Raw genomic sequence first — 13,185 nt, 5'->3', positions numbered from 1 at the left:
GATTACACATAAACTTTAAACTTATCAAGAGCCGCTACGCTCTTCCTCTTGACAAGTTTAAATTTCTGAGTAAATGTGTCGGCAAGAAATAAGCAAGAACTGTAAGCAACAAAAAAGAGCTGGCCAAAGGCCAACTCACTATATATAAAGTCCAACTTATTGGGGTCACCATAATAGGTTGAGTCTTTTTCAGCAAAAATTCCATGGACACATATCATGACATTTAGAAAGATATACAAGAGCCCAGTAAAAATATTAATCAGTGCGTTGGAATTATCTTCAACCTTATCAAGGTAGTTTAACCCATTGGAAATTAGAACAATTCCAGAAAACATTAATGTTATCCCTGACATTTGGACATTCTCCTTTGCTTGTTAATGTATTTAACTTAACTATAGCAATTTGCCAATAACTTTCAATTGATAATTTGCCAGGGGCGTACACTCTAATGATATTGTATCTATTGAATCTTCGTTTAAAGTATATTTTATTTAATTATTGGAGCGAATTCTGTTAGGGGTAATTTTAAATACTATAGTTGCCCGTATCTGTATAAGACTGAATGAGGGGCTCAAGCTCATTAAAACAAGCTGGACTAGCGATGATAAAATTAGAGGGCCTAGTGTAATCAGGCATTTGATTAGAAAAATTTGAAAAATGAAGCCCCATCTCCTGAGCCATCAAAATGAAAGGCGCATAATCCCAGGGTCCCCCACCAGGGTTGACAAAGGCGCCATATTGACCCTTGATCACACTGATTCCATCTAATGAAGAGCAGCCACAATTGCGGATATCGAAGGCATTTTCAGCAATATAATAGAAATAGTCGCGTTTGATATTATGTTGGGGAGAAATACCAATAAGAGAGTCTCTTAGACTAAGGTCAGCTACTGGCTCTAAGCGCTTGCCATTACAATATACCCCGTCCCCTAAACTGGCAGAGTATAATTCATCTCGAAAAATATCATAAATATAAGCTAATTTAGCCTGTCCATGGGAAAAATAAGTGACCATCGTGGCGTAATTTTCTTTTTGCTTAACAAAGTTTGCTGTGCCATCAATCGGGTCAATAATCCATAGATGACTAGCCTTTGGATCTACCTTTGTTTGGCCATAAGTTTCTTCTCCGATAATGGTATGCTGGCCAGGTAATTGCTCAATATGATCTTCAATTAATTCTTGAACGGCTATATCGATTTCAGTGGCTAAGTCACGAAAATCACGTTTTTCTTTGGTTTTGTAGCTGGTATTTTCTTGAATGAGGGCTTTGATTTCAGGAAACCAAGACTTTACTTCTTGGTCTAATTGGTTAATATTCATAGTGATCACTCCTTCATTTTGATGATCATTCGCTAGCTTCGTCTTCTTCATATTTGCTCCAAACAGCAACTCCTCCGGCTGGACAGGTAAAACAAGCCAGGCCCTTTTCAGAAATAGTAACTACAGACTGATCCATATCCTTTGATGAAAAGACGAGTCCCCACTGCTCCTGGGCATGTTCTTCCCCTACATTCATCTCCTTATAGCCGCCCTCCCCGTTAGACATTAATACAGCCAAACCACTAGGATGGTCTTGGTCTCCCTGCCTGGTAAAGCCAACACAATTGGGATGGTCAAAATAGTTATTTTGTTTGCCATAGGCTTTATCCCGACGTAAGTCTAACAAGGTATCTAACATGGCTCGCTTATTTGAGATAGGCTGGTCTCCTTGAATACCGTAATAATCGCCATAGAAAACACAGGGTAAGCCATTCTCATGTAGGAGAATGAGGGCGTAGGCTATAGGCTTAAACCAATCTTCCACCCAAGATTCAAGGGACTGTCCCGGTTGGGAATCGTGGTTATCAACGAAAGAGATGGCCAAGGTCGGGTTATTTTTCAATAATGTATCTTCCAAAATAGTAGACATATCAAAGTGATCCCAAGAAGTTGATGCTGCATAAAAGTTCTGATGGAGCTTAACATCGAAGAGATCGATATTGAGTTCCGTTTCCTTTAAATAATTTTCTAAACTTTGATAATCACCCTTCCAATACTCGCCAATAAAGTAGAAATTAGGAAATTCATTAAGTATTTTGTCGCAAAGCCTGTCAATAAAATCATCATCAATATGCTTTAAGGCATCCAAACGAAAGCCGCTAACCCCAGTTTCCTTGATAAACCATAAGGCCCAGTCTAGAACTTCTGCTCTCACTTCAGGATTATCATAATCAATATCTGCATACATTAAATAGTCATAATTACCATTCTCATCATCGACATCTTCATTATTTGACCAACCTTTGTTAAGGCCCTTAATCATAAATATGCCCTTTTGATCCTTAGTTTGGTCATAATCAACTCCCGAAAAGTGGGTCCAATTCCAGGTAAAATCGCTGTATTTTCCCTTTCGCCCCGGGAAGGTAAACTTGGTCCAGCCCTCAATTTCATGAGCCTGACTGATTTTTCTTTGTCGATTGTTAGGATCTACTTCATAGGCTTGGAAGCTTTCTGTTTGATCAGCGCCAGCTTTATGATTTAAAACCACATCAGCTAAGGGGCTAATTTGTTGGTCTTTCAAGGCTTGAATGGCAGCTAAATAATCCACTTTACTACCGTATTTCGTCCGCAAGCTTCCTTTCTGATCAAACTCTCCCAGATCATATAAGTCATAGATGCCATAACCTACATCATTCCTTCCAGTTCCCTTACATGCTGGTGGCATCCACACATGACTAAAGCCTTTTTTTGCCAAATGACTAGCATCACTAGCTAGACGCTGCCAATGTTTCCCATCATCAGGAAGCTCCCATTCAAAATACTGCATCATGGTTCCGTTCATATTATATCCTCATTTCCTTAATGACCTAAATAGCAAGGCATCAACCCAATTATACTTAATCTTTTCGAAATATTAGGATAAAACCCCTTGTGAAAAAAGAAAGTTTGATAAAAGATTGAAATTTTAAGTGAAAACTTTAAAATATTGTACTCGTTTAATATGGTTAAGGGCTTATTCCTCCGTGTTATTTTCTTCTTCATAGATGGTTTTACCTAGCTCTTGAACTTCTGCTTTCAACTGTTTATTTTCAACATTAGATTCATCATATAAGCGCTCCATATGTTTCTTATCGCGAGTATCAAAGTCATATTCCTCATCAATGCGATCAATTTCATGTTTTATCAATCGGTCTCTGATTTTATTTTCGCGATGAATTTTACGGTAGCGTAATAGCCATTGAATAATTAATAGTGCCATCACAAAAATACCTAAATAACCAATTAAGGGGAAGAGATAGGCCACCAAGGTTTCAAAGCCGATAAATGAAAGAGCAAAGCCAAGGACTACTAAGATAATCATTGCTTTTGAAAAATATTGTGGCTTAGTACGAACCACCCTTTTAGCAAGCGCATAATAGGTCCCTATAGCTGTGTTATAAATCATGCCGAAAATAATCAAGGCCATGAGCGTTCCCAAAATCGGATGAACCTTGTTATATAGTTCCAATAGAGGCATAGAACTGCTTGCAACGCTATTAATATTTAAACTGATAGAAAAGAAGGAAGCAAAGAGTAATAAGGTGACCAAGGCTCCCCCAAAGAATCCGCCAACCCCAGCTTGTTTAGGACTATATTGCTCACCTCCGATGACCATAGCCATCGACATAGCTAGCATAAGGGCTAAACAAGAGTAATTAATAGTGGAAATAAACCAATTCGGTAAGGTCGTTTCCTGGGCCCAAGAAATAGCCATCGCTTCATCAAAGCTAAGCGGTTGTTGAACAAGGGTATAAATGAGAAGTGCGATTAGAAAAATAATTACAAAGGGTGTTATAGCACCAATCAAGGTGGTCACCTTATCGACGTCCAAATAAGCTGTCGCAATCACCAAAATGGACAAGAGTAACGCCCCAATCCAAATCGGCCAATCGAACTGCTGGTTGAGGTTAGTCCCTGCCCCAGCAATCATTACAAATCCAGTACAAAAGAGGTTAAAGTTAATAATAAAGTCTATTACTTTAGAAACAAAGGGAGAAGAAATATTGTTAAAGACTTCACTGTGTTCTTGAGCCTTGTAGTAGGATCCAAATTGAAGGAGAATCACGCCACCCACAATAAATAAAAGCGCTGAAAGGCAGAGACCGACTATTCCCCACTTACCAAAAGAAACAAAATACTGTAACATTTCCTTTCCAGAAGCAAAACCGGCACCGATAATTACTCCTAAATAAGCAAGCCCAATATGGACCATATTTTTAATTTTCTGATTTTGCATTGCTAAATCCTTTCTTATTTTCGCTTGCTTTCTTTCATTAACTTGATGAATTTTTGCTCGCTATTTTGTTAACCAATCCCTTCTCCTTCTAGAAATAAAGGGCAGAAGTAATCGTTCCTTTCCTTAGTCTTAATGGCTATCAGAAAGTAACCATCACTTCTGCCCGTAAAATGTAATTATTGACTGGACTAAGCCCTAGCCATGGCCTGGGCTGCTTTACGCCCCTGGTGAATGATCCCTGAAATTGCTGTACCAGAGCCAGGATAGTAAGGACCAATCCACTCACCGGCATTAAGCCCCGCTGCATATAAGCCGGGTATCACCTGGCCGAAAACATCCAGTACTTGGCCATCGGTATTAATCCTTAGTCCCCCAAGCGAGCCCAGATTACTTGCTGAATTTTGATATGCATAGTAAGGCGCTTGATCAAGGGCTTGCACGCCAGTTTTTCTTCCATATAAGGGATCTAAGCCATCTTGAGCAAAACGGTTCCACTCTTCAATCGTAGCGAGTAAATTCTCATAAGGAATCTCTAGCTTTTGGGCTAAGTCTTCCAAACTATCTCCACTAATCACCAGACCGGATTCTATATCTGCCTGGATATTTTCTTCAGTCCAAGGACTTCCTGGAGCGCCTAAAGCTCCCTGGTTAAAAATCATATAGGTTGGCTTAAATAATTTTTTCTCTTCTTGGAAAATTGCCCGGTAGTGATAGGCATAAGTTGCATCTTCACAAACAAAACGATCGCCTTGTCCATTAACCATAATCATTGGAAAAGTAGGGACCCGGTTATCCGTTGCGTTACCAGTTTTTCCACAAAAATCAATACATCCTCCAAATCCACCAATAGCGGCCCCTACAGACTGGCCTAAGAGAATTCCGTCCCCAGTATTGGTTGCTGTTGAAAGACAAGTATTATATTTTAAATCATGATAGTGTTGGAGGCTTAAGTCACGGGCTAAGGCTGGATTATGGTCAATGGAAGCCGTTGCTAAGACAATCCCCTTATTAGCCAGGTAAAACTGTCTTTCTCCTGCCGATTTAGCCAGCAATCCGACAACTTTTTTCCCTTGATGAACTAAAGAAACTGCTGTGGTATTATACTTAATTTCAGCTCCCGCTGCTAAGGCCGCTTGGAGGAGGTGTTGAGTTAAGACCACCCCTTGGCCTCCGGCACCGCCCCCTTCATAGACATGGATCCGATCCGCATGGAGGTCTTCTTCAATATAAGGGATATGGCTATGCCCATAAACAGAGGTCCAGTGAATACCTAAACGCTCTAACCATTTGATATTGTCTGGAGCGCCTTGGGCCAAATCTTTAACCAGTTCAGGGTCAAGACTCTCTTCGCCTGCCTTTAACCATAACTGATAATGTTTTGCTGGGCTGTCATCAGTAAATTCGGTAAATTCTTTTTGTTGGTCAGTACCAGCAGCCTGTATTACACCGCCTGAATAATTAGTAGTTCCGCCGGCAATGCCTGCTTTTTCACAAATTAAGACCTTGAGGCCCGCTTGACTGGCTTCACAAGCAGCCGCTAGCCCAGTTCCTCCAGCCCCAACCACAATGACATCATAAGTTTCAGCTGGATCAAGGTCATCACGGTATGGGATGGCTGGCTCCACTGGGGAAGTATTCTTAGGCCCGGATTTCGATTTTTGACTAGCCGACGAAGTCGCATCTATTCCATCCTCAACCTTAGCAAATATACTAGGGTCCAAGGCATCAGCTGTTGATATTTTTCCTTGAGCGAGTGCAACCGCTTTTTCAACCGCTGATCGCAAAGCCCGAGTTGAAAAACTAGCTCCAGTTATGGCGTCAACACTACTCGATCCCTTGGCTAGGATATTTTTCTTCATTTGTTCAATTCCTAGACCTCCCACCAGGGCCTGGTCACTATAATCTACATCAAGCGAATCGATTTTTCCTAGCTTTGGATCAATGCCTACTTCTACTTGAATCGGGCCATGGAAGCCCTCCACCACCGCTTTAAATTTATTACTCATAATCACATAACCCTTTCTTTTTTAATAGGAAAATCTTCTTATTGCTAGTGTACCATGAAAGCACTTTCCTACTAAAGCAAACTAAGAACGGCTTAAGAAAAACTAGTCTAAATCTAATTTTCAACCTTAACCACTGGAATAATTGGCACCTCAATACCTTTATTCATAAAGGTTTGGTAAAGAGCGTTCTGCATCAACATCTTATTTTGACCAATAGCATCATAACTAGTAAAGAATTCAACAAAAACCTTATAGGCGCTATTTCCTACCTCGATACGAATCTTAGGCTTTTTATCAGCTCCTAAACTTTCCATTTTTCGTTCAAAGATTTCTAAGGATTCATCGTCGCATTTATCCATAAATTTGCTGTATTGTTCATAAGCTACCCGGGCGGTAATCTTCATCACTTCTTCAGTATCTTCTTTGAAATCAACCGGCACCATGACGTCAACCACAACAAAAGGACTGTCATGATTGTAATTATATACAGCGTGGTCAAATATCCAACGGTTAGGTACCGAAACATAGCGTCCGGTATAGGAGCGTTTTTCAGTTAACTTGCCAATCTCAGCCAAGTTAATTTGTAAAAAGTCAAAATCGACTACTTCACCGGAAACGCCATTAATATCGATTGCACTACCTATTCTCAGGGGCGAGCGAACATAGATATAAATATAAGCAACCAAGTCAACGATAATGTCTTTAGACGCTAAAGCCGCAAAACCAACCACGATAATTATCATTACACCGAATAATTCCACTCGGGTAAACCAAATACTTAAAATAAAAAAGCTAATTAAGAGGATCAAAATTAAACGGGTAACCCGGATAAAGGCCTGCGCTGTACTGTCTCGTTTAAATAAGCGGGGTAAGAACCAACCCAAGGCCTTCATAAATAAAAACCCAATTAAAATAAGTCCTAAAGAAATCAAAACATTTTTGACAAATAAATCGGAATCAGATTGGTCACTGTTTAAGTAATCTAAGAATTGATGCATGCCCTCATCCTTTAAACAACAAAAAATTAGTCACACTTCTTATGCCTAGTTTAGCATGTATTTATAATTTTGTACCGTCCAATCTAGCAGACCTATTTTACCTGTTTTCCAAGCAAAGAAAAGATCGGACTAAAATATTTACTTGCTTTTGAAGTAGTCCGGTCGTTCAGAGACTTCTAGCTGAACATCGTTTAAAATCTTTTGAATCTTTTCCTTAGTAATATATTGACGACTGGCTAGGTCTGAATCTTGAAACATTTCTAGAACCGCCCCAGGCGCATTCCTGAGTTCCCATTGAGTAATCTCGATCATTGGAATCCGCATCTCTTCCTTTACCCAACGACTGATCATCTCCAAACATCCCGCTGAAGCAAAGGAAAAAGCATAGAGATCTTCAGTAGACACATAGTCACTGCCACTGGCTGCTTGTTTCATTTTAATTAGCCATTGATAAAAATTATCAAAAATGAAATGTGAAAAGGAATTTTGTCCTACTGTTTTAAAGGCTTCCTGGTAATAAAGCGGATCCTTAGCCACAATATAATAATATTCAGCCACTGACCTGGCATAGAATTCTAAACTCTTTTCATAGGGTGAACTGTTCTCTGCTAATTCTCTGACAAAATAATAATTCATCACATCATACTTATCATGAAAGCGGCGGTAAAAAGTCGACCGGGCAACGCCGGCTTCCTTTAATATATCTTCAACAACAATATGATCAAACCCCTTCTCAACCATTAAATGACTAAAAGCATTAGTAATTCGATTCTTAATTTTCATTGGCGGACTCTCCCCTCACTAGCCTTTATTTTATAAGTAAGAGCTAATAAAAACAAAGGAAATATTTTGTATCGCTAAGAAGTCATCGCTTTATGATAAATTATAAGTAAACTAAAGAATTAGGGGGCAAGGAATCATAGATATTGTGAACAAATAGATAAGTAGTGATTTTCATGACAAAGATCATAATCTAAGAAAAGGAGAATCGATTATGGCTAAATATAAAGCAGGAGTTTATTCTGGCGATGCCCAGGGCTTTGCTGGGCCACTAAAGGTTAATGTTACAGTTAGTGAAGAGGCTATTGAAAAAAATTGATGTCATTATTCAAAAGGAAACGCCTAATGTCGGCGGCAAAGCACTTCCTATTCTTATCGAGCGTGCTCTAGAAAATAATTCTGTGGATATTGATGGGGTTTCCGGGGCTTCAGGAACAACTAAGGCCTTTAAGAAGGCGGTCGGTAAGGCCCTAAACCGGGCGCAAGGCATTGAAGAAAAAGAAATCACCTATACCCCAGGAACCTATGCCGGTGAAGCCAAGGGGTTCTCAGCCCACATTCAAGTCAATGTCACTGTTTCAAAAGATAAAATTGAAGACATTGAAGTTACCCAACAATATGACACGGCTGAAATTGGTGGGAGAGCCATGCCGATAGTCATTAAACGAATTCTTGAAGCGAATTCGACCGAAGTTGATGGCGTTTCCGGGGCTTCCCTCTCCTCAAACGGGATTAAAAATGCCGTTAACTTTGCCTTAGAGGTAGCTAGTGGTCAACGTGAACCTTTAGCTAAATACAAGGCCGGCAAGTATACTTCTGAAAGTGATGACATGCGTGTGACCATGACTTTCTCGAAAAACGCCATTGAGGACCTACAGTATGACTTAACTAGCGATAAATTGATGGATCAAAAACCTGCCATTGATAAAATGCGCCAACAAATTCTCGATCTACAACAGTTTGAATTTGACTCGATTTCAGGGGCTAGTCAATCTAGCCAACAAATGCGTCAAAATACCATGCATATCTTAACAGATGCTTCTGATATCACTTATGAAGACCGCCTATCAGAATCCCCTATCAAAGATGAGATGCGGGTTAACTTTAAAAATGGTAGTTTGACCCTCGAACAAATTAACGCTATTTTGAATGCCATTGGAGAAGAACTGATCTTTGTTGGACCAGACTTACGCTTCCAATACTTTAACGAAGATGCTAAGACATATACCTATTCAACTTCTCACCTAGGCGAACTTTATACAGACTGTCACCCACCACAAGCCCGTGGCGTTTCCAGAAAATTAACCTATGAATTAGCAACCCGACAAAGAAAAAGTTATTCATTCTGGTATGTCGACGGCAATGGTGATAAATTATTTATTACCTACCAGGCCTTGTTTGATAGTCAAGGAAAATACATTGGTTTATTAGGTTGGACCTATAATGGACAAGGTATCCTTGATACGATCGATGAACCTGTTCGTCGCGGCAGCTTTGGCGATCCAAATATTCCAAACAAATTATTAAATGAAACGGAAGAAGAATTAGAAGAGTACTATGCAACTAAGGTTGAAAATGACCCTGGCCGCGATTACACGGTAAGAGAATTAAAACGCTTAGATCGGGTGGCGGCTATGGACGGCGAAAATCTTGATAGCATGTCAAGCCCAACTGTCAAGAAGAGTGGCAAAGATGAGGAAGCCAAGGCAAGTCCTAACGAAGACACTATCTCTAGTGCCTCCTTAAAAGCAGATGAAGTCAAAGCTGGAAAAGCTGAAATTGAAGAAAGTCAAAGCAAAGATAAAGAAAAGGACGATAAGCAAACAGACGCTAATTCCTCACCTTCAACCCTTTATTAAACTCATTTTACGCGACTAGGAACAAATCAAAAGGCGACCGGGAAATCTATTCCTGGCCGCCTTTTGATTTGTTAAGAATTTAGCACTTATGTCAAGCACTATCATTTTACTGCAAGATAATTAATTTGCTATTTTTGGCCTCTAGACTGGCGCATGGCTTGTCGAGCCAAGCGGTCGGCTCCCTTGGTTTGGCTTTCAGGGACCCAGACTAAAGTAAAATTTGCAAATTTATCTATTTGCTTTAAGCAAACTTTTAACAAAGTCTTGTAGGGATCACGTTTGTGATATTGTTTATTCACCGAATCCACTACAATACGGCTATCACTTTGGCAAAGAATCCACTCCGCCTCTCTCCCCTTCTTGAGCAGAGCATTTAAGGCATAGTGTAAGGCGTAAAACTCAGCCAAATGATTATCCATTCTCTCCGTCAAGCTATATTTTAATTGGTATTGCTCACCATTTTCGAGCCATACGCAACCTATACCTGCATGTCCCGTTTCTACATCAACGGATGCATCAATGGTTATGCGGATCATTTTGACCTCCAATACCATCATAAATTAAGTTTCGGATGGTCCGAATTTTTTGATATTTCATATCATTTGCTGCATTAACATGCCCCATAATCTCACTTAGTCCCTTGATAACTTCCTTTACTTCCATGTTTAAAGTATCAAAAAAGGGGTAAACCGCACAATAAAAGAGTAGCCACTCTTGGTGCATAATTTCCATCAAAAAAGGATCGTCTTGATAAAGCTTATCAATATAACCAACCCCTGCCTTAAAAGCCGGCTCATCTGTAGCTAATTTCAAATCAGCAAAATCAACTAGACGTTTTTCTCCTTGCCAGTCCCTTAAATAATAAGAACCTTTTTCTTGGTTTTCTACCAGAAGATGAATTAAGTCCGTCTGAAAAATAAGATGAATTCGTATGGATTGGAGGAGAATATAAATCAACTCTTTCGCTTCATCAAAAGGGAGGCTCTGTAAGTTTTGATAAATCAAAGTCTGTTCTTTAGCGTTTAATAAGTCAGTACTCATTATTTTCTCAGCAAATTCCTCAGGCGAAATAGGTAAGTCATCAGCTAGAGGAGAAAAATCAGCGGAGGTTAAAAGGTCTAAAAATTCATAAGGAATTTTACTAGCCTTTTCATTGTTATAGGCCTCTTCTAACCCACTATAGCTATCCGCCAGATCCTCAAAATATTGAATCCAATTATTGGCTGCATTGATACAATCTTGCTTAATAATTATCTCATCAAAAAGATCGATAGCTTCCTGGTAACAGGCTTTTTCACAAAAAACTTCTAAAGCTGATTCTTGCAGGTCAGTCAATGTATTAGCAATTTGTCGCGCTTGGTAAAAGAGATCGACCGCATCGTTATTGCGGTCGTTGAGATAGGCATCTACAGCTAGGCGTAAATACCGTTGTTCTTGTTTAGGAAATGATAGGGATTTCCCCATACGATTACCTCTTTCCGAGACTAAAAAATAGACCATATACAGTCCTAAAGCTCATTCACAATTGTAACAAATTATAAAAGTAAAAAACAGACGAATTTTCGCCTGTTTTTTCTTACTTAATTATTTAGATTTAAAATTTTCTAAAGCGATCATAACGTTCTTGAACTAGTACCTCTCTGTCAATAGCTTGCCATGCGCTTAATTGTTTTTCTAATTCCAGGCGGATGTTTTGAATAATGGCCTGCCAAGATAAATGTTCTTCCCCTTCAAAGACAGGAATCATCTTATCGATCACTTCATTTTCCAATAAATCATAGGCAGTCATTTTCATGACTTCGCAGGCTTCATCACGACGGCTAGCATCACGCCAGAGTATGGAAGCAAATCCCTCTGGACTAAGGATTGAATACATAGCATCTTCTAACATCCAGACTTGATTGGTTGAAGCTAAAGCGAGAGCCCCACCAGAACCGCCCTCTCCCATTAAGATAGCGATACTTGGGATTTTAAGGCTTGCCAAAGTTTGAATAGATTTGGCAATGGATTCACCGATTCCCCGGTCTTCAGCTTCAATATCACAAAAGGCTCCTGCAGTGTTAATAAGAGTAATAATGGGTCGGTTGAACTTTTCAGCCTGTTTAAACAAACGCACGGCCTTACGATAACCTTCCGCATGGGGGGAACCAAAATTAGCCGTAATATTTTCCTCAACATCGTGACCCTTTTGGGTACCAACAAAGCTAACCGCTTGACCATTGATTTGTCCAATCCCCCCGCATATAGCTCCATCATCGCCATATTTGCGGTCACCATGAAGTTCATAAAATTTATGATCATCTGCTAAAGCAGTAAAGATTTCCCGTGCTGTGGGACGGTCGGATGAACGTGCTTCAGTTAAAATTTCCTTAGCTAAGAAATTTCTTTTAATACTAGTAGTCATGAATATCCCCTTCCCGGCTATGAAGTAAGAGTAGATCAGCTATCTCATCTCGCAATTGCTGACGGGGGACAATTCGGTCGACAAAACCATGTTCCAATTGATGCTCTGCCGTTTGAAAGCCTTCTTCAATCTTTTGATGGATAGTTTGCTCAATAACTCGTTTGCCCGCAAATCCTATAGTCGCTCCTGGTTCAGCTATAATGATATCGCCTTGCATAGCGAAACTAGCCGTAACACCGCCCGTAGTCGGATCGGTTAGTACCGTGAGGTAAAATAAGCCCGCCTGACTATGTCGTTCGACGGCGATTGATATTTTAGTCATTTGCATCAGAGAAATAATTCCCTCCTGCATCCGAGCTCCACCACTGGCCGTAAAAAGCAAGACGGGTAAAGCATGTTCTTTGGCATATTCAAACAAACGCGTAATTTTTTCCCCAACTATACTACCCATTGACCCCATCATAAAGAAAGGATTCATAATTCCTAAGGCAAGTGGTTGACCTTTAATTTTTGCAAGTCCACAAGTGACCGCTTCGTCATAACCCGTTCGTTCTTGATTGGAGCGCTTTTTAGCTTCATAGTCAGGAAAATCAATTGGATTAGTCATTTCATCTTGATAAAAAAGTTCTTCTTCTAGCTGACCATGATCACAAATTAATTGAATGCGTTGCTTAGGAGAAATCCGGAAATGATAAGAGCATTGTGGGCAAATCTTAGTCTCAGCCAAATCAGCACTTAAAACGGTCTGCTTACAATCAGGACATTTTTGCCACATTCCATCAGGAATATGGGGTTTATGAGTCTGATCCTTTTCATTGTTGCTTTCTTTTTCAGGTACACTTAAATATTTTCTTCGTCTTAACAGCCGCACAAGGCTCACCTC

The 13,185-nt window shown here is 39.8% G+C and carries 12 protein-coding genes; 1 reads left to right on the top strand and 11 read right to left on the bottom strand.

Annotation, left to right across the window (positions count from 1 at the left end):
• Positions 1–2 precede the first annotated feature (2 nt).
• The 7 genes from HMPREF9243_RS09890 to HMPREF9243_RS04715 form a co-directional block, all read right to left on the bottom strand.
• Positions 3–353, bottom strand: coding sequence for an AmiS/UreI family transporter (locus tag HMPREF9243_RS09890; RefSeq protein WP_013668781.1), 351 nt, complete (start codon positions 351–353; stop codon positions 3–5).
• A 172-nt stretch (positions 354–525) separates the two neighbouring features.
• Positions 526–1,320 carry an inositol monophosphatase family protein gene (locus HMPREF9243_RS04740; protein ID WP_013669409.1) on the bottom strand — a complete coding sequence of 265 codons (795 nt, stop codon included), beginning with the start codon at positions 1,318–1,320 and terminating at the stop codon, positions 526–528.
• 25 nt (positions 1,321–1,345) lie between these two features.
• Complete coding sequence (locus HMPREF9243_RS04735) at positions 1,346–2,821, bottom strand: alpha-amylase (protein ID WP_013668851.1); 1,476 nt, start codon at positions 2,819–2,821, stop codon at positions 1,346–1,348.
• A 171-nt stretch (positions 2,822–2,992) separates the two neighbouring features.
• The gene (locus HMPREF9243_RS04730) at positions 2,993–4,255 is read right to left on the bottom strand and encodes a hypothetical protein (RefSeq protein ID WP_013669577.1); all 1,263 of its coding nucleotides are present in this window, start codon (positions 4,253–4,255) and stop codon (positions 2,993–2,995) included.
• 188 nt (positions 4,256–4,443) lie between these two features.
• Positions 4,444–6,261, bottom strand: a complete 1,818-nt coding sequence (locus HMPREF9243_RS04725) for an FAD-dependent oxidoreductase (protein ID WP_013669255.1) — start codon at positions 6,259–6,261, stop codon at positions 4,444–4,446.
• 113 nt (positions 6,262–6,374) lie between these two features.
• On the bottom strand, positions 6,375–7,259 hold the full coding sequence (locus HMPREF9243_RS04720) for a mechanosensitive ion channel family protein (RefSeq protein WP_013669974.1): 885 nt from the start codon (positions 7,257–7,259) through the stop codon (positions 6,375–6,377).
• Between the two features lie 138 nt (positions 7,260–7,397).
• On the bottom strand, positions 7,398–8,042 hold the full coding sequence (locus HMPREF9243_RS04715) for a TetR/AcrR family transcriptional regulator C-terminal domain-containing protein (protein WP_013668614.1): 645 nt from the start codon (positions 8,040–8,042) through the stop codon (positions 7,398–7,400).
• A 302-nt stretch (positions 8,043–8,344) separates the two neighbouring features.
• Between HMPREF9243_RS04715 and HMPREF9243_RS04710 the strand changes: the two genes are divergently transcribed.
• Entirely contained in the window at positions 8,345–9,898 is a 1,554-nt protein-coding gene (locus tag HMPREF9243_RS04710; protein WP_041706045.1) for an FMN-binding protein, read from the top strand.
• Between the two features lie 128 nt (positions 9,899–10,026).
• On the opposite strand, the gene HMPREF9243_RS04705 is transcribed toward HMPREF9243_RS04710, so the two are convergent.
• From HMPREF9243_RS04705 to accD, 4 genes are all read right to left on the bottom strand, one after another.
• Positions 10,027–10,434: a ribonuclease HI family protein gene (locus tag HMPREF9243_RS04705; RefSeq protein ID WP_041706042.1), complete on the bottom strand. Its 408-nt coding sequence runs from the start codon at positions 10,432–10,434 to the stop codon at positions 10,027–10,029.
• On the bottom strand, positions 10,415–11,362 hold the full coding sequence (locus HMPREF9243_RS04700) for a hypothetical protein (protein ID WP_013668673.1): 948 nt from the start codon (positions 11,360–11,362) through the stop codon (positions 10,415–10,417). Before HMPREF9243_RS04700 ends, HMPREF9243_RS04705 begins: the two co-directional genes overlap by 20 nt.
• 130 nt (positions 11,363–11,492) lie before the next feature.
• Positions 11,493–12,302 (bottom strand): carboxyltransferase subunit alpha, encoded by an 810-nt coding sequence (gene accA / locus HMPREF9243_RS04695; protein ID WP_013669031.1) that lies wholly within the window; start codon positions 12,300–12,302, stop codon positions 11,493–11,495.
• Positions 12,292–13,173, bottom strand: a complete 882-nt coding sequence (accD, locus tag HMPREF9243_RS04690) for an acetyl-CoA carboxylase, carboxyltransferase subunit beta (protein WP_013668972.1) — start codon at positions 13,171–13,173, stop codon at positions 12,292–12,294. Before accD ends, accA begins: the two co-directional genes overlap by 11 nt.
• Positions 13,174–13,185 lie beyond the last annotated feature (12 nt).

The organism is Aerococcus sp. Group 1 (assembly GCF_000193205.1).
GTDB classification, from domain to species: Bacteria; Bacillota; Bacilli; order Lactobacillales; family Aerococcaceae; genus Aerococcus; species Aerococcus urinae_A.
This window is presented reverse-complemented; position numbering and strand designations above follow the sequence as displayed.